The organism is Rhizobium sp. SSA_523 (assembly GCF_030435705.1).
Classification (GTDB): Bacteria; Pseudomonadota; Alphaproteobacteria; order Rhizobiales; family Rhizobiaceae; genus Neorhizobium.
Genome location: NZ_CP129382.1, coordinates 2,921,147 through 2,938,836, shown reverse-complemented (window position 1 = coordinate 2,938,836; position 17,690 = coordinate 2,921,147). Strand labels below are relative to the sequence as shown.

Here is a 17,690-nt window from a genome sequence, read left to right as displayed (position 1 = left end):
ATGAGCGGAATCATGCAGGGTAAGCGCGGCCTCATCATGGGGGTCGCCAACAATCATTCGATCGCCTGGGGCATTTCCAAGGCTGTCGCTGCCCAGGGAGCAGAACTGGCCTTCACCTATCAGGGAGAAGCGCTGGGCCGTCGTGTCAAGCCCCTGGCGGCCGAGGTTCACTCGGATTTCGTCGTGCCCTGCGATGTGGAAGACCTGGCCTCTGTGGACGCCACCTTCGCCGCCATCAAGGAGCGCTGGGGCCGTCTCGACTTCATCGTCCATGCCATCGGCTTTTCCGACAAGAACGAGCTGAAGGGCATGTATTCCGATACGAGCCGCGACAATTTCAGCCGTACCATGGTGATCTCCTGCTTCTCCTTCACGGAAGTCGCCAAGCGGGCAGCAGAGCTCATGGGCGACAACGGCGCCATGCTGACGCTCACCTATGGCGGCTCCATGCGGGTCATTCCCAATTACAACGTTATGGGCGTGGCCAAGGCGGCCCTGGAATCCTCCGTCCGTTACCTGGCCGCCGATTACGGCCCGAAAGGCATTCGCGTCAACGCCATCTCGGCGGGTCCGGTGCGCACCCTTGCAGGCGCCGGGATCTCTGATGCCCGGGCGATCTATTCCTGGAACCAGAAGAACTCCCCGCTGCGGCGCACGGCCACGGTGGAGGACATTGGCGGCTCGGCCCTCTATCTCCTGTCCGATCTGTCGCGCGGCGTGACAGGCGAAATCCATTATGTGGATGCCGGCTACAACATCACCTCGCTGCCGACGCTGGACCGGCTGCGCAATGCCGATAACGAATGATCGGCTCCGCCAAGCCCATGAACAACAAGGCCCGGCCTGCGTGATGCAGACCGGGCCTTCTGCGTTTTATGGAGGCCTCTGGCAGGCGGCCTATTTCCGCGCCTGCAGGACCTTGAAACGGGCATTCCGGCACACTTCGCCGCTTTCCTTGAAGTCGGCAGCCAGCACCTGCTCATAAGGCAGGCCGCGATTGGCCACCATCAGCAATTGACCGCCGATGCGGAGGGCGGAGGCTGCCGCCTTGATGAAGGCCTGGCCCAAAGCCGGATCAGCGGCATGCCCTTCATGGAAGGGCGGGTTCATGATCACGAGATCGTATTTCTCCTTGACCGGCTCCGCCGCCAGATCCTGCCAGAAGAATCGCGTCTGCAGATCCGGGCAGTTGCGGGCGAGGTTGCGCCGGGCATAGTCCAGCGCCCGATGATCCGCCTCGAAAAGGTCGATACGGTTGGTGCGCGGCGAGGCCTCGGCCAGCATGACGGACAAATAGCCCCAGCCGGCCCCGAGATCGGCGGCATTGCCATCGAAATCGCGACGCAAGCGGCTGGCAAGCAATTCCGATCCGGGGTCAATCCGATCATGGGAAAAGGTTCCGGGCACGGCTTCGAAGCGGTCCTCGATAAGCTGCGGCTGTTTGGCAAGCTTGGCAATCGCCGCTGCGACATCGTCCGGCCGGGTGAACCAGGCAACGACGCCGTGATATTTCGGCATATGCTCGACAGACAGGCCGAGATTGGCAAGCAACTTGCGCAGCGGCTGGATGCCGTCTTCCTTGGAACCCGCCAGAACGATCAAGCCGCCCGGCCGCACACGGGTCAGCGCCTGGGCAACATTGTCTTCGTTCTCGCCCTTGTGCTTGCCGCAGAGAATGAGGGCGCCGTCATAGGCCTCTCCTTCCACATTTGGCACCACATATGCGCCAGCCGTGCTCAGCGGTCGAAACAGCGGCCGCAGAGGCTGCACGTTGACGATATTGGCGGCGAAACCGTCGGGCAGGCGCGGGCCGGCTTCGGCGGCGAGAAACAGAATGCGCTCACCCTCGGCGGGAACCGGCAGAGTGCCCGTCGCGAAAGGATGAAAAAGGGTCTTGACGGCATCGCGGATCATGATGGTCTTCCGGATCTTCTATAGCAAAAAGGGGCGCGGAAACCTCCCGCACCCCAGGAACATGGAAAAAGGGCCTAAAGGCTTATTCGGCTGCTTCGCCGCCTTCGGCCTTCTTGATTTCCTGGCCGGTGGCCTGGTCGACGACCTTCATCGACAGGCGAACCTTGCCGCGCTCGTCAAAGCCCATCAGCTTGACCCAGACCTTGTCGCCTTCCTTGACGACGTCGGAGGTCTTGGCAACGCGCTCGGACGCGAGCTGCGAGATATGGACGAGGCCGTCGCGGGCACCGAAGAAGTTGACGAAAGCGCCGAAGTCGGCGGTCTTCACGACTGTGCCTTCGTAGATGGCGCCGACTTCCGGTTCTGCCACGATCGAATGGATCCACTTGCGGGCCGCTTCGATCTCCTTGCCGGAAGCAGAGGCGATCTTGACCGTGCCATCATCTTCGATGTTGATCTTGGCGCCGGTCTTTTCGACGATTTCGCGGATGACCTTACCGCCCGAGCCGATGACTTCACGGATCTTGTCGACCGGGATGTTCATGACTTCGATTCGCGGAGCGAATTCGCCGAGCTGGCCACGGCTTTCCGAAAGAGCATTCGCCATTTCGCCGAGGATGTGCTTGCGGCCGCCCTGCGCCTGGCTGAGCGCGACCTTCATGATCTCTTCGGTGATACCGGCGATCTTGATGTCCATCTGCAGCGAGGTGATGCCGGCTTCCGTTCCGGCAACCTTGAAGTCCATGTCGCCGAGGTGATCCTCGTCGCCGAGGATATCGGACAGGACCGCAAAGCGATCGCCTTCGAGGATCAGGCCCATTGCGATACCGGCCACCGGCTTTGCCAGCGGAACGCCGGCATCCATGAGGGCAAGCGAGGTGCCGCAAACGGTTGCCATGGAGGACGAGCCGTTGGATTCGGTGATTTCCGAGACAACGCGCAGCGTGTAGGGGAACTGTTCCGGGGTCGGCAGCATCGGGTGAATTGCGCGCCATGCCAGCTTGCCGTGGCCGATTTCGCGGCGGCCCGGAGAGCCCATGCGGCCGGTCTCACCGACGGAATAGGGCGGGAAGTTGTAGTGGAGCATGAACTGCTCCTTGTACATGCCCGTCAGGCTGTCGACATACTGCTCGTCTTCGCCGGTTCCCAGCGTTGCAACCACCAGCGCCTGGGTTTCACCGCGGGTGAAGAGCGCCGAGCCGTGGGTACGCGGCAGGAGGCCGACTTCCGAAACGATCGGACGGACGGTTTCCAGGTCGCGGCCATCGATACGGCTCTTGGTGTCGAGAATGTTCCAGCGAACGATCTTGGCCTGCAGGTGCTTGAAGACGGAACCGACGACTTCCGGCGAATACTTGGCTTCGCCTTCCGCGGGCAGGAAATGCGCCTTGACCTTTGCCTTGACGGCATCGACGGCGGCGTATCGATCAGCCTTCTGGGTGATCTTGTAGGCATCGCGCAGCTCGGCCTCGGCGAGCTTCAGCATTTCGGCTTCGAGTTCGGAATGATCTTCCGGTTCGAATTCGCGCGGCTCCTTGGCGGCAACTTCAGCGAGCTTGATGATGGCGTCGATGACCGGCTGGAAGCCCTTGTGGCCGAACATGACGGCGCCGAGCATGACCTCTTCGTTCAGCTCCTTGGCTTCCGACTCGACCATCAGCACGGCGTCAGACGTGCCGGCGACGACGAGATCGAGCGTCGATTCGTCCATCTCATCCAGATGCGGGTTCAGTACATATTCGCCGTTGATATAGCCGACGCGCGCGCCGCCCACCGGGCCCATGAAGGGAACGCCGGACAGCGTCAATGCGGCCGAGGTGGCAACCATGGCCAGAACGTCCGGATTGTTCTCCAGGTCATGCTGGATCACGGTGACGACGACCTGCGTGTCGTTCTTGTAGCCTTCCGGGAAAAGCGGACGGATCGGCCGGTCGATCAGGCGGGAAACGAGCGTCTCGTTTTCCGAAGGACGGCCTTCACGCTTGAAATAGCCGCCGGGGATCTTGCCGGCTGCATAGGTCTTTTCCTGGTAGTTGACGGTCAGCGGGAAGAAGTCCTGGCCCGGCTTCGGCTCCTTGGCCGAAACGACGGTGGCCAGAACAACGGTCTCGCCATAGGAGGCCATGACGGCGCCATCGGCCTGGCGGGCGACTTTGCCGGTTTCAAGCTTGAGCGGGCGACCGGCCCATTCGATTTCGACGGAATGCGTGTTGAACATGATTTGAAGTCCTTCTTGCGCGGCGGCGGCGCCTCTTCCGAAAAAGAGGACGGCTCTTTAGCCGGCGCTTCATGTGACGCGATCACGGGCAAGACAACGGGAGGCTTTCATCGGTTCGCAGCACGTGCCGAACCCGAAAAGGGACGGCGGGCTCTTTATTCCCGACCGTCGCGCGCCGCGTGGCAAACACGGCGAAAGCATCCGGCAATCCTGCCCCATGACAGGTCATCGGTTACGTTTGGCAGGACCGGCCCATCCGGGCCCGCCAGGAAAACCACCCTTTGCGGGCGGGAACAGCTCCGGACGCGTCTTCCGCTCCGGATGAACGTTCGGCGGACGATCCTTGCAAGACCGCCCGCCGAATGTGTGTCTTAGCGACGGATACCGAGGCTCGCAATGAGCTTCGTGTAGCGAGCTTCGTCCTTCTTCTTCAGGTAATCGAGAAGCGAACGGCGGCTCGAAACCATCTTGAGGAGACCACGACGCGAGTGGTTGTCCTTCTTGTGGCCCTTGAAGTGTTCGGTGAGGTTGTTGATCCGCTCGGTCAGGACAGCAACCTGGACTTCCGGCGAACCGGTATCGCCTTCGGCGGTTGCGTATTCCTTGATGAGGGCAGCCTTACGCTCTGCAGTGATCGACATCGGACAATCCTTTCTGATGTGAGGAATTGAGGGACGCCACAAGCCGGGATGTCGTCCAGCTTCGGCCATGAAAGCAAGGAACGGCCCGCATTGCAGGCCGCCTAGCTGGCGCTGCCTATACCCCATCCGGGCCCCAAAGCAAAGCGGAATGTTCCGGCACGTGTTCCGTCACCTGTTCCGGCAAGCCTATCGCCTCTGCCGGCGCAACCGCATTCAGCCGAAGACCCGCTTCGGGCGGAACTCGCCCTGGCCGATCTCGCCGATGGCAACCAGCCTGCCCTCGGCAAGCGCCACGGCCTCGGCTTCCGCCACCGGCGCATCGCGGCCGCGCAGGAGGATCGGATTACCCATGCGCAGGCGATGCGCCTGATCCCCGGTGATCCGGATCTGCGGCAAGGCGGAAAGGGCTTCGCTGGTATCGACCAGGAAGGCATCGAGCGCGGCCAGGCGCTCGTCCCGATCCTCGATCTCCTCCAACGCCACGAGCGAGGCCAACGGCACCATCGTCTCCTCGGCGAAAGGGGCGACAAAGCTGCGCCGCAGACCGGAAATATGGCCGTAGCAGCCCAGCGCTCGGCCGAAATCGCGTGCCAGCGAGCGCACATAGGTGCCCTTGCCGCATTCGACCTCGAAAAACGCCCGGTCGGCCTCGGCCTTCAGCAAGGTCAGCCGGTGGATCTCCACCTCGCGTGAGGGAATGTCGACGGTTTCGCCGTCGCGGGCAAGATCATAGGCCCGCTCGCCGCCGATCTTGATGGCGGAAAACTGCGGCGGGATCTGGCTGATGATGCCCGTGTAATCCGGCAGCAGGGCACGGATCTCGTCCTCTGCGGGCCGGTTCGCGGAGATCTGCGTCACCTCGCCTTCCAGATCGTCAGTCGAGCGCTCCTCGCCCCAGGTCACGGTGAATTCGTAGATCTTGCGGCCGTCCATGACATAGGGAACGGTCTTGGTGGCATCGCCGAGCGCGATCGGCAGCATGCCGGAGGCGAGCGGATCGAGCGTGCCCGCATGGCCGGCCTTTTGCGCATTGAACAGCCACTTGATCTTGCCGACGGCTTCGGTGGAGCCGAAATCGACCGGCTTGTCGAGGATCAGCCAGCCGGAGACCGGCCGTCCCTTGGGTTTGCGGGGTTTGGACATTGTGCTCTTTGTCTGGTTATTCTTGTTCGTCTTCGCCCGGCTCGCCGGCAAGATCGCGCTGCACTTCAGGCGACCGCAGCAGCTCGTCGATCTTCTTGTAATTGTCGAAGCTGGTATCGTCCCGGAAGCGGATATCGGGCATGTATTTCATCTGGCGCAAGGCGCCGGCCAGCCGTCCACGAATGAATTTCGCGTTGCGGTTCAGGGCCTCGATGACCTTGGCATGGTCAGCCACGCCCAGCGGCGTCACATAGGCGGTGGCGATCTTCAGATCCGGCGACATGCGCACTTCGGAGACCGAGATCACGGTCTTTTCAAGAAGGTCGTCGCGAACCTCTCCCCGTTGCAGCACCTGGGTGACGGCGGCGCGGACCTGTTCGCCAACACGCAGCATGCGCTGCGACGGCGCGGACGATGTAGCTTTGCTCATTGTTGTTTTTCTTTCCTTCGGCCGTTCTTCAAGTCCGGATGATAGCAAATTCCAGACCGGATGGCGCGGACAGGCGTGCTCCATGCCCTCAGTTGACGCAAAGGTCAAGGTTTTCGGCCATGCGGGGACGGTCCAACGGCCAGGCAAGATTAGCCTGACGCAAAGATCATCTTGACCTTTCAGCGAAGTTTGCCATTTTCATGAGCGTCTCCCCGAACTCTGCCACACGTGTCAGCGGGGATCGAACTTTGGTGCCGGGCCCCTCTGGCGAGAGTTTACGGCGCTCTCGCGATGTCGGTACCGCCTGCAAGATCAGCCGGCGGATTAACATACCCATGCAAATTTTCCACATCCGGTTCTCGGGTGCCGCTTCGTGCGCGCAGCCGTCCCGCCCACTCGTTACGCATTGCGCCGGCGGGGTGGCACAATGAGCCAGCCCACCACCCACCATAGCGCGCTCGGCTATTTCCGCTGGGCCTTCATCGTCACGATCATCGGCCTCATCCTTGGTGGCGTCCTCGGATGGCAAACCACCGGCACTTTGGGCGGCATGCTCACCGTCTTCTTCATCTGCGCCGTGCTGGCGGTGCTGGAAATCTCGCTGTCCTTCGACAATGCGATCGTCAATGCCAACAAGCTGAAGGACATGACACCGGTCTGGCAGCACCGGTTCCTGACCTGGGGCATTCTGATCGCGGTGTTCGGAATGCGCATCGTCTTCCCGCTCCTGATCGTCGTCATCGCCGCCGGCATCGGCCCGATCGACGCCATCATTCTGGCGGCCGCACAGCCGGAAGAATATGCGCGCATCATGAATGACGCCCATTTGCCGATCGCGGCCTTTGGCGGCACCTTCCTGATGATGGTCGGCCTCACCTTCTTCTTCAACCATGAAAAGGATGTGCACTGGGTCGAATTCATCGAAAGCCGCATCGCGCGCTTTGCCACGATCAAGGGCGTGGAAATCGCCTTCGTCCTCCTTTTGATCATGCTGTTTTCGCAGCTCCTGCCGGAGGCGGAAGCGTCCACCTTCGTCTATTCGGCGGTCTATGGTCTGCTGACATTCCTCTTGGTGGAAGTGCTGGGCGGCGCATTGGATGCCTCGCAGAAAACCATGAGCGAAGCCGCCAAAGGCGGACTTGGCGCCTTCATCTATCTCGAAGTGCTGGATGCGAGCTTCTCCTTCGACGGCGTCATCGGCGCTTTCGCCCTTACACAGAACCTCTTCATCATTGCCATCGGCCTTGGGATCGGAGCCATGTATGTCCGTTCCATGACGATCATGCTGGTGGAAAAGGGCACGCTCGCCGAATACCGCTATCTGGAACATGGCGCTTTCTACGCCATCCTGATCCTGTCGGTGATCATGTATATCCAGACCCTCTACCACATTCCGGAAGTCATCACCGGTCTGGGAGGCGCCGGCCTGATCGGTCTCTCCCTCTGGTCGTCCATTCGCCATAACCGTATGGAACGCCGGCAGGCAGACGATCTCGACCTGCATCAGGGCGTCTAGGCTACCACCATGAAGAAGCAGGCGGCCTTTTGGGGCCGCCTGCCAGCCAATGGCGCTCACCGTCGAAAAGATGACTTTTCAAAGAAGGAATAAATAGGGTATCGAGACAGAGGAATGAGAGCCTATGTCTGCGAAAGGAGTCCCTCAGATGGACCAGCCCGTTCAAACCCCTGCCCAGCCGCCACGCCAGCGCCCCCAGCTGCCCTCCTGGACGCTCACTGTGGTAGACGCCTTTGATATTTCGCCCAGCATGCGCCGCGTGCTGTTCACGACGGACCGGATCGCCGACTTCTCCTATAAAGCCGGTCAGGACATCGTCCTGTTTCTGCCGGACCCGACCGGAGAACACGGGCGGCGTCACTACACTGTTCGGGCGCGCGACCGTCAGACCGGCACCATTGCCGTCGATTTTGTCATGCATGGCGATACTCTGGGGCCGAAATTTGCCCGCGACGCCCGGGCCGGCGATACGGTGGAGGTGAAGGGTCCGCGCGGACGCATCGTCTTCAATCCGGAAGCCGACTGGCACCTGATGACCGGCGACGAGACCTGCATTCCCGGCCTGCTGCACATTCTGGAAGATCTGCCGGAGGGCGCGCGCGCCTTTGCCTTCATCGAAGTGCAGGATGCCTCCTGGCATCAGGCGGTCGAAACTAGGGGCGATGTCACGATGGAATGGATCGACCGGGGTGCCGTCGCAGCCGGACCGAGCAGCATCATGCTCGACCGGATCGCAGCTTTCGCTCTGCCGGAAGGCCGCGGCCAGGCGCTGATCATCGGCGAAACCAGCAATGTCCGCGCCCAGCGGCATCACCTGATCGAGCGTGGCCTGTCGCGCGACCAGATCGCGTCCGAAGGCTACTGGCGACCGGGCCGCAATGGCGGCCACGACCACGTCGATGACTGATCGCTGGACCTGCTCTAGAACAGCGCGGCATCGAGGTCGTCGTCCGACAGGACCGTCAGCGGCGCCTCGTCGGGTGCCGCGGTTCCAAGCACCGCCGCATGCAATTCGCGTTCAGACGCCATGGTATAGAGCCTGTTGATGCGGCCGCCCAGGACCTCGATGGCCGCTTCCAGCCCTTCGGTGCTGCAGCTTTGGTTCGGCATCAGCCGGATCTCGTCAGCGCAGCGGCTCAGCAGATCACCGAGTTCAGCCTGGAAATTCAACCGCGACAGGGCGATGTCCATCTGTTCGACGCCTCTCTGCCCGTCGCCGCTCATCCGCAAAAGATCGCTGTCCATCCGCTGGCACACCGTGCGAATGCGCTCGAGCGCGGCGTCGAGCCGCGCATCCAGACCGGCAACCTCAACATCCTCGCCCGGATCGCCGATCAGCATCTGCGCCGCCGTCTCCAGTCCCTTCAGCTCAAGAAGGGTCTTCTCGGCCACTTCATCGAGCTGGCCGGCAAAGCTGCGCAATTCGGCAGTGACCACATTGATCGCCTTGCCCTCTTCGCCGATCTTGCCGCAGCGCAGATTGGTGTTGAGCGCCATGTAGTGAATGTCGCTGCGCACGAGCTGGACCAGGCTAATGCTCTGGAGCAGCGTCTTGACCGCGCTGATGGTCTGCTTCGTCATCGAATCGGCCTCGCCGGCGACCTTTTCGATGTCGACCACGGCGTGGCGCGCATCGGAAACGCCGGCCTCGAGCCTGCGCATGGGGTGATCGTTTTCGTCACCGTCCAGGCACAGCATCGAACTCTGGACCGCCGTAATGTCTTGCAGGTCGGAGCGGAAGCTTGCAATCGTCTGGACGATCTTGCGGGTATCGCGGTCGAAATCGGCGCGCGACTGATCGAGCTGCGCAGAGACGAGGTTCGAAATGATATGCGTCAGACGCTGCCTTTGCTCGCCCGTCAGGGCGGCGGCGTCACCGGATTGCAGGTAATCGTCCAGCAGGTCGAAGCTCGCCTGGCAATGCTCGATGCGCTGGCGGGTGATATCGCCCACCTGCATGGACGACAGGACGGCGGCAAGCTTGGTCTGGACGCCCATGGCAATCGCCTTCACCTGGTCGGCGCGCTGGCACAGGGTCTCCCGCTGGAGGCTCAGCTGGTCCATCCCTGTCGTCAGTCCCCTGACGATGTGCGGAACGCTCTGGCTGTAGCGGCTGATGGTTTCCTCGCCCTTGACGATCACCGGGCCAATGCCGGATCCCAGTTCCGTCAGTTGCGTCGAGAAGCGGCTGACCTGATCGCTGCCTTCCTGGATGCGCTGCAGGATCTCTTCGGCGAAACCGGAAAAATCGGCTATGCCCGCGCCGGTAATCTTGGCGGTGACCGCAAAGGTCCGGAGGTAGCGCAGGGTCTCCTGCATGCTCGCCACATGCGGCCGAACGAGGCCTTGTGCCGTCGCGATCTCGCGGAAGCGGGTCTGGCGGGAGGCTTCGGCCTTCATCAGCGCCTGCAGGGCGCTCGCCGTCGCGCCAAGCTCTTCGAGCGTGGTGCGGGCGGTGGTTTCGTCCAGCGACCCGGTCAGGTCGTCGACCGATGCAATCATCTTGTTAAGGATGTCGAGGACGGAGAGGAGAACGGCGCCGCCATCCAGGAAGCGCTGCTCGATCTGGGACCGCGCCTCTTCCATAACGGCAGACGGGCCGTGGGACCGGCTGTCGGCAGCGCTCCAGGCTTTCATCGCATTCGACACCACTGATTAGCCTCCACACCATCTGATTGCAGTCTTCCACCGGACAGGAATAAATCCCCTCGGAGAAAAAAGGCCCGTGCACAAGACGTGCGGGTGCCGCTGCCTGACATCACATGTACAGTCGGGTCGTTAAGAACTTACAAAGTGAAGGGCTTCGACACGAATCGCTGGTTAACGGTCCATTACTGACATGGTCCGGCTTTTCGGTCTCACTCTTTCCAAGTGAAAATTTGTCTTACTATCTTAGAGGCTTGTTAATCATCGCCTATCATCTTTTCCGTGTATTTTTGCATACTGACAGAGGCGGGACGCGGGACCGATGGACCAGAACTGTATTGCGCTACGCCTTGACGGCAATCTCACGCTCCGGTCGATTTCGGCGCATCAGGAGAGGCTTCTGTCTGCTCTGTCGCAGCACGGTTTGGTTGAGCTCGACCTTGCCGGTGATGCGCAATTCGATCTGAGTTTTCTGCAGCTTTTGGAATCGGCCCGCATTTATGCGGGCACGGCCGGCCGTGTTGTCCGCCTGTCGCGTGCCGCCGATGGCAGCCTTCTCGATCTTCTGGATCGGGCCGGCTTTCTCTCGGCCATGACGGCTCAGGACCGGCACTTCTGGCTTCATGAAGGAGTAACCGCATGACCGCCCGCATCCTCACCGTCGACGATTCCGCCAGCATCCGGCTGACCACGCGCGTGGCCCTTTCCAATGCCGGCTACAGCGTCACCGAGGCGGTGGATGGCCGGGACGGGCTTGCCAAACTGTCCGCTGGCCAGTTCGACCTCGTCGTGACCGATCTGAACATGCCCAATATGGACGGGCTGACGATGATCCGCGAGCTGCGCAAGATCCCGGCCTTGATGGGCGTGCCGGTGATCTTTCTCACCACCGAATCCGACAATGAACTGAAGGCGCAGGCGAAAGCCGCCGGCGCGACCGGCTGGCTCACCAAGCCGTTCGATCCGGAAAGCCTCGTCAAGATCGCCAAGAAAGTGCTCGGCCGATGAGTTTCCCCGATCCGATCGCCGTCTTCCGCACCGAGGCTGCCGAGCTTCTCGAGCAGGTGGAACAGGGTCTTCTCGACCTCAACCACGACCTTGCCGACAAGGAGCAGGTGGATGCGGTCTTTCGCGGTCTGCATACGCTCAAAGGCTCCGGCGCCATGTTCGGCTTCGAGGCGCTTGCCGCCTTCACCCATCATTGCGAGACCGCCTTCGACCAGGTGCGCAAGGGCCTGGTGCCGGCAACGCACGATCTCGTCACCGCCGTGCTCGGCGCCACCGACCATATGCGGGCACTCATCGAGGTGCCGGGCGGCCAGCATGACGAGATGAGCGAGACCCTGCTGGCGCGCCTGCGCTGCGCGGTTGCCGCCGCCGCGGGAGGTGCCGGAAAGGAAGGGGGCAAGGATGGGGGCATGGATGGAGCCGATGAGCCCGGCGGACCTTGTGCCGCAGATGGCGCTGCGCCGGCCCCGCTCCCGACCTCTGTCTCCGCCCCTGGATCCACCCCTGGCTCAACCTCTGTCTCTGGCCCTGTCTCTGCCTCTTCGTCCGGACCCGCCGGTCAGGCCGTGACCTATCGCATCCGCTTTCGCCTGCCACAGAATGCCATGGCCAATGGCACCAATCCGCTCGGCCTGCTCGACGAGCTGAGGGAGCTCGGCGCCTGCACCGTCCTGGCTGATATCAGCCCTGTTCCCGCCATCGATACGCTGGTCGCCACCGATCTCTACATCGGCTGGACGCTGGAGCTTGTCACCGACAAGCCGCGCTCGGCCATCGACGACGTGTTCATCTTCGTCATGGACGATATGGAGCTTTCGGTGAGCCTGGCCCCTGCGCCGGACAACGATACAGCGCCGACGATTGCCGCATCCCAGCCTTCCGTATCCGAGCCTGCCGTATCCGAGCCTGCCGTACCCGAGCCTGCCGTACCCGAGCCTGCCGCCGATGGCCCCGCTGCAGCGGCCGCGCCGGATGCGCCTTCGGCCTCCATCACCGCTTTTTCGGCCCCGTCCGTTGGCGCCTCCCCGGCGCCTGCATCTTCAGCGTCTTTGGCGACCTCCCCCGCTTCTCCTTCAGGGCGCGCCGCGGCGCCTGCCGATGCCAAGCAGCAGAAGGCTGCCGAGAATGTCCGCGTGCCGGCCGAACGGCTGGACGAGCTGATGGACCGGGTCGGCGAGCTGGTGATTGCCCAGTCGCGCCTCAGCCAGCTCGCCGGCTCTAGCGGCGACCTGATGCTGCGCGCCGTCTCCGAGGATGTCGAGCGCCTGTCGGGCGAGCTGCGCGACACGATGATGGTGCTGCGCATGGTGCCGGTGGCCCAGCTCTTCGGCCGCTTCCGCCGCCTCGTCCATGATCTGGCCATCGAGACCGGCAAGGTGATCGAGCTCGTCACCGAAGGCGAAACCACAGAGGTCGACAAGAGCGTCATCGAGCGGCTGGCCGATCCGCTCGTGCATCTGGTGCGCAATTCCTGCGATCACGGGCTGGAAAGCGCCGGGGAACGGCGCGCAAGCGGCAAATCGCCCACCGGCCGCATCCTGCTGGCCGCTCGCCAGCAGGCCGGCGAGGTCATCATCACCATCAAGGATGACGGCCGCGGCATCGACCGCGAGCGGGTGCGCGCCAAGGCCGAAAGCTCCGGCATCATCGCCGCCAATGCCACGCTTTCCGACCAGGACCTGCTGCAGCTGATCTTCCAGCCGGGCTTCTCCACCGCCCAGCAGGTCACCAACCTGTCCGGCCGCGGCGTCGGCATGGATGTCGTCAAGCGCACCGTGGATGCGCTGCGCGGCACCATCAATGTCGTCTCCAGGCCCGGCCAGGGCTCCGAGATCGCGCTCGCCATCCCGCTGACGCTGGCCATCATCGACGGCCTGCTCGTGCGCGTCGGCACGGGCCGCTACGTCATCCCGCTGTCCGCCGTCGAGGAATGTCTCGAACTCTCCGTCGAAGACGACATGCGCTCGCGCGGGCGAAGCTTCATCTCGCTGCGCGACAGCCTGGTCCCCTTCATCCGCCTGCGCGATCTTTTCCAGACCGGCACAAAGCCCGATCCCTTCCAGAAGGTCGTCGTCATCTCCACCGGCGCCGAGCGCGTCGGCCTCGTCGTCGACCAGATCATCGGCGACCACCAGACCGTGATCAAGGCCATGTCCAAGCTGCATCACGACGTCGTCACCTTCTCCGGTGCGACCATTCTCGGCGATGGCGGCGTCGCCCTCATTCTCGATGTCGCCCATCTCGTGGCGGCCGGTCAGCAACAGGAGGCGCATTTGCGCGCGGCAGGATGAGCGAAGCATTGCGCAAGCTACCAGACCATCTTTGGGAAGGCCGCCAGGAGATCGAGGTCCTCGCCTTCGAGATCGCCGGCGAAATGTTCGCGCTCGAGGCGGTGAAAGTCCAGGAAATCCTCGACCTTCTGCCCGAAACCCCGGTGCCCGGCGCCAAGCCCTTCGTCGCAAGCGTCATCAACTTCCGCGGCAAGGTCATCCCGCTGGCCGATATCCGGCTCGCCTTCGGCATGGAGGCAACCACCACCACCATCGACAGCCGCATCATCGTCATCGAACTCGATCTCGACGGCGAGCCGACCTTGACCGGAATCCGGACCGACAAGGTCCACGAGGTCACCACACTCGAACAGGCCAATGGCGAACCGCCGCCCAGCGTCGGAATGCGCTGGAGGCCAGACTTCATCGACTGCCTCGTCAGACGTCAGGGCGAGTTCATCATCATTCCAAACCTCAAGACCATCTTCTCCGCTCAGAAGGAGCGGAATCTATCTCAAGGCCACCCGGCCGCATCGCCAGACTGAAGGGTTACCATGCGAGCTACAATCAAACTCAAACTGGCCGCCGCGTTCGGCTTCGTCATCGCAATGCTGATCGCGGTTGCCGCGCTCGGTGTCATCAGCCTCGGAAATCTGAATGACACGCTGGAACAGGTGGTCGAAGGACCGGCAGCGCGCCTCAGCCTTGCCCAGCAGATGAGCGGCGCCCAGCTGCAGCAGCTGCGCCAGCAGAAGAATATGCTCCTGGCCGCCACCGCGGAAGAGATCAACGGCGCGATCGCCAAGGGCGATGCAGCGCGCAAGGAATTCGATACCTCCTTCAATGCCGTCCTGGCCAAGGCCACCGAACAGGGCATGGTGATGTGGAACAGGCTGCGGGACCTGGAACAGGATTATCGCAAGCAGGAAGACCAGATCCGCGCCCTGGTCCAGTCTGGCAACCAGCCGGAGGCACTGCGCGTCTCCAATACCACGAACCGCGCGACGACGACCGAGATCGACAAGCTTTTCGAGGATGTGGTTGCCTTGGAAACGGCGCGGCTCGCCGAGGCCAAGGAAACGGCAGCGGCTGATTACGTACAGACGCGCACCATCATGCTGGCCGTGGCGGCAGGCGCCCTGTTGATTGCAGTGATTGCGGCCTTCTGGATCGCCATGTCGATCAACAATGGTCTGCGCAGCGCCGTTGCCGCCGTACAGAGCGTTGCCGATGGCGATCTCTCCTCCAATGCCAAGATCACGACGCGCGACGAAATCGGCGAACTTCTCGGCTATGTCAATTCGATGATCGAACGCCTGCGGGCGGTGGTGGGCGACGCGCTGTCGGCCTCCGACAATGTCTCCTCCGGCAGCCAGGAATTGTCGGCAAGCTCGGAACAGCTGAGCCAGGGCGCGACCGAACAGGCCTCGGCGGCCGAACAGGCCTCCTCCTCGATGGAAGAAATGGCGGCCAATATCAAGCAGAACGCCGAAAATGCCAGCCAGACGGAGAAGATCGCCCGCCAGTCGTCGCGCGATGCCGAAGCCTCCGGCCAGGCCGTCGGCAAGGCCGTCGGCGCCATGCGCACCATCGCCGAGAAGATCTCCATCGTGCAGGAAATCGCCCGCCAGACCGATCTTCTGGCGCTGAATGCGGCTGTCGAAGCGGCGCGCGCCGGCGAACATGGCAAGGGCTTTGCCGTGGTGGCCTCGGAAGTGCGCAAGCTTGCCGAGCGCAGCCAGGCCGCGGCCGCGGAAATCTCCGCCCTGTCCGGCGACACGGTGGTTGCGGCAACGGAGGCCGGCGAAATGCTGAACCGTCTGGTGCCCGACATCCAGAAGACCGCGGAACTGGTTTCGGAAATCTCGGCCGCCTGCCGCGAACAGGATATCGGCGCTGCCCAGATCAACCAGGCGATCCAGCAGCTCGACCAGGTGACGCAGCAAAATGCCAGCGCCTCCGAACAGATGTCCGCGACATCGGAAGAACTGGCCGCACAGGCCGAGGAACTGCAGGCCTCCATCGCCTTCTTCCGGGTGGAGCGCACGCATGTCTCCAGCAGCCCGGCAACCCGGATCCGGGTCGGCAAGGCTCCGGCCCCGAAAGCGGCGCAGAACCGCTCCGCACCGGCGCCCGTGCGGATCTCCGGCGGCAGCGTTGCCGCCCAGCAGGCACGGGTGAAGGGCTTCGCGCTGGATCTGACGACCGGTGGTCCGGACGAAGACGACGACGCCTTCCGCCAGAGCGCCTGATCAGGAAGAAACGACACCAGTTAGGTCCGGCAGTCGCCGGACCTTCCGCAACCAAGCATGCCAGGCATCCGCCGCATCACCGAAGTGCGGCGGAAGCGAGTGGAGCGGGCCTGACATTTTGGACGACGCGCCGCTGTCTCCGAAACGGCGTCCTGAAGCGGGACGCTTTTTCAGGATCAAATCCCCGGCAGGGTTTTGCGGTTGGAAACAGGATGCGACAAAAGAGGAGTGCAAGGACCATGTCCAGCGACCAGGAAGCCCAGTTCGTGACCTTCAGCCTCGGCGCGGAAATCTTTGCCGTGCCGGTGGATGTGGTGCGCGAGATCCTCGACCATGAGGAGGCCTTCAGGATCCCGCATGGGCCGGAGTATCTTCTCGGGCTGCGCGATGTGCGCGGCCAGGGCGTCCCGGTCATCGACCTGCGCCTGCGGCTCGGAATGTCGCGCACGGACAAGACACCGCATACCCGAATCCTGGTGATCGATGTGCCGATTGCCGGCCGCATCCTCACTCTCGGCCTTGTCGCCGACCGGGTCTACGAGGTCGTGCCCTTCCAGAAGAGCCGGATCGAGAGCCCCCCGGATATCGGCATTGCCTGGCGTTCCGATTATATTGCCGGCGTCGTGCGCCGCGATGGCGGCTTCGTCGTCATCGTCGATCTCGCCCGCCTCTTCTCCGATTCCGGCAGCGCTCTTTCCAGCAGCGCTCTTTCCAGCAGCGCCCTTGCCAGCAGCGCCCTTACCAACCTCGCACAGCCAGATCATCAAAGCGTCGCATGATGGAGTTTATTGCGTGACATCTAATTTAGCAGTATCGCGCCAGCCCGTCGATGACAGCCTCAGCCGGCGAAACTTCGACCGTCTCGCCGATTACATCTATAAATACAGCGGCATCAAAATGCCGATCAACAAGATCACGATGCTGGAGGGCCGGCTGCGCAAACGGCTCCGTGCCACCCAGATCGCGAGTTTCGACCAATATTGCACCTATCTCTTCGATCACGATGGCCTGGACAGCGAATCCGTCTATTTGATCGACGCCGTCACCACCAACAAGACGGATTTCTTCCGCGAGCCGGCGCATTTCGACTACCTGATCGGCAAGGCACTGCCGGATCTCCTGCAGTCGGAGCCGCGCCATCTTCGCCTGTGGAGTTCGGCCTGTTCCACCGGTGCTGAACCCTTCACGCTTGCCATGGTGATGCGGGAGGCCCTGGAAGCGCGCCCCGACCTTACCTTCACGGTGACGGCCACCGATCTTTCCACCGAGGTTCTGCAGACGGCGCGCCGCGCCATCTATCCCCGCGACCAGATGGAGCCGGTGCCAGCCGCGCTTCGCCGCAAATATGTGATGGAGCCGGTCGACCCCCGCCGGGGCGAGGTGCGGATAGCGCCTGTGCTGCGCCGCCACGTCGCCTTCGGACGCATGAACCTGATGGACAAGAAATATCCGGTTCAGGATGGCCAGCACGTCATCTTCTGCCGCAACGTTCTCATCTACTTCGACAAGCCGACCCAGCTCCATGTCCTGTCGCGTCTGTGCGAATGCCTGCTGCCGGGGGGCTATCTTTTCATCGGCCATTCAGAGACGGCAGCCGGCTTGAACCTGCCCATCCGACAGGTCGCCAACACTGTCTTCAAGCGGGTATAGCC

The 17,690-nt window shown here is 62.6% G+C and carries 16 protein-coding genes; 10 read left to right on the top strand and 6 right to left on the bottom strand.

Annotated elements, in window-relative coordinates:
• Positions 1–807 carry an enoyl-ACP reductase FabI gene (fabI, locus tag QTJ18_RS22180; protein WP_252753660.1) on the top strand — a complete coding sequence of 269 codons (807 nt, stop codon included), beginning with the start codon at positions 1–3 and terminating at the stop codon, positions 805–807.
• A 90-nt stretch (positions 808–897) separates the two neighbouring features.
• Here the strand turns inward: fabI and QTJ18_RS22175 are convergent, their stop codons facing one another.
• The 5 genes from QTJ18_RS22175 to rbfA all read right to left on the bottom strand — a co-directional run bounded on the left by QTJ18_RS22175 (position 898) and on the right by rbfA (position 6,346).
• Positions 898–1,914, bottom strand: a complete 1,017-nt coding sequence (locus QTJ18_RS22175) for a class I SAM-dependent methyltransferase (protein WP_252753661.1) — start codon at positions 1,912–1,914, stop codon at positions 898–900.
• 82 nt (positions 1,915–1,996) lie between these two features.
• Positions 1,997–4,132 (bottom strand): polyribonucleotide nucleotidyltransferase, encoded by a 2,136-nt coding sequence (gene pnp / locus QTJ18_RS22170; protein WP_252753662.1) that lies wholly within the window; start codon positions 4,130–4,132, stop codon positions 1,997–1,999.
• Between the two features lie 371 nt (positions 4,133–4,503).
• Positions 4,504–4,773, bottom strand: coding sequence for a 30S ribosomal protein S15 (rpsO, locus tag QTJ18_RS22165; RefSeq protein WP_252753663.1), 270 nt, complete (start codon positions 4,771–4,773; stop codon positions 4,504–4,506).
• Positions 4,774–4,986: 213 nt separating this feature from the next.
• Positions 4,987–5,916 (bottom strand): tRNA pseudouridine(55) synthase TruB, encoded by a 930-nt coding sequence (truB, locus tag QTJ18_RS22160; protein WP_252753664.1) that lies wholly within the window; start codon positions 5,914–5,916, stop codon positions 4,987–4,989.
• Positions 5,917–5,932: 16 nt separating this feature from the next.
• A complete protein-coding gene (gene rbfA / locus QTJ18_RS22155) occupies positions 5,933–6,346 on the bottom strand; it encodes a 30S ribosome-binding factor RbfA (RefSeq protein WP_252753665.1) in 414 nt (137 codons plus the stop codon).
• Between the two features lie 427 nt (positions 6,347–6,773).
• On the opposite strand from rbfA, the gene QTJ18_RS22150 reads away from it, so the two are divergent.
• Both QTJ18_RS22150 and QTJ18_RS22145 read left to right on the top strand, forming a co-directional pair.
• Positions 6,774–7,862 carry a DUF475 domain-containing protein gene (locus QTJ18_RS22150; RefSeq protein WP_252753666.1) on the top strand — a complete coding sequence of 363 codons (1,089 nt, stop codon included), beginning with the start codon at positions 6,774–6,776 and terminating at the stop codon, positions 7,860–7,862.
• 148 nt (positions 7,863–8,010) lie between these two features.
• Complete coding sequence (locus tag QTJ18_RS22145) at positions 8,011–8,769, top strand: siderophore-interacting protein (RefSeq protein WP_252753667.1); 759 nt, start codon at positions 8,011–8,013, stop codon at positions 8,767–8,769.
• 14 nt (positions 8,770–8,783) lie between these two features.
• Here the strand turns inward: QTJ18_RS22145 and QTJ18_RS22140 are convergent, their stop codons facing one another.
• Complete coding sequence (locus tag QTJ18_RS22140; RefSeq protein ID WP_252753668.1) at positions 8,784–10,514, bottom strand: cytochrome P450; 1,731 nt, start codon at positions 10,512–10,514, stop codon at positions 8,784–8,786.
• Between the two features lie 316 nt (positions 10,515–10,830).
• Between QTJ18_RS22140 and QTJ18_RS22135 the strand changes: the two genes are divergently transcribed.
• The 7 genes from QTJ18_RS22135 to QTJ18_RS22105 all read left to right on the top strand — a co-directional run bounded on the left by QTJ18_RS22135 (position 10,831) and on the right by QTJ18_RS22105 (position 17,688).
• Positions 10,831–11,151 carry an STAS domain-containing protein gene (locus QTJ18_RS22135; protein ID WP_301557795.1) on the top strand — a complete coding sequence of 107 codons (321 nt, stop codon included), beginning with the start codon at positions 10,831–10,833 and terminating at the stop codon, positions 11,149–11,151.
• A complete protein-coding gene (locus tag QTJ18_RS22130; RefSeq protein WP_252755599.1) occupies positions 11,148–11,516 on the top strand; it encodes a response regulator in 369 nt (122 codons plus the stop codon). Before QTJ18_RS22135 ends, QTJ18_RS22130 begins: the two co-directional genes overlap by 4 nt.
• On the top strand, positions 11,513–13,807 hold the full coding sequence (locus QTJ18_RS22125) for a chemotaxis protein CheA (RefSeq protein ID WP_301557794.1): 2,295 nt from the start codon (positions 11,513–11,515) through the stop codon (positions 13,805–13,807). Before QTJ18_RS22130 ends, QTJ18_RS22125 begins: the two co-directional genes overlap by 4 nt.
• On the top strand, positions 13,804–14,331 hold the full coding sequence (locus tag QTJ18_RS22120) for a chemotaxis protein CheW (RefSeq protein ID WP_301557793.1): 528 nt from the start codon (positions 13,804–13,806) through the stop codon (positions 14,329–14,331). The genes QTJ18_RS22125 and QTJ18_RS22120 overlap by 4 nt, the downstream gene beginning before the upstream one ends.
• 9 nt (positions 14,332–14,340) lie before the next feature.
• Complete coding sequence (locus QTJ18_RS22115) at positions 14,341–16,038, top strand: methyl-accepting chemotaxis protein (RefSeq protein ID WP_301557792.1); 1,698 nt, start codon at positions 14,341–14,343, stop codon at positions 16,036–16,038.
• 239 nt (positions 16,039–16,277) lie between these two features.
• Positions 16,278–16,817, top strand: coding sequence for a chemotaxis protein CheW (locus tag QTJ18_RS22110; RefSeq protein WP_301557791.1), 540 nt, complete (start codon positions 16,278–16,280; stop codon positions 16,815–16,817).
• A gap of 13 nt (positions 16,818–16,830) precedes the next feature.
• Positions 16,831–17,688, top strand: a complete 858-nt coding sequence (locus QTJ18_RS22105; protein ID WP_252755538.1) for a CheR family methyltransferase — start codon at positions 16,831–16,833, stop codon at positions 17,686–17,688.
• Positions 17,689–17,690 lie beyond the last annotated feature (2 nt).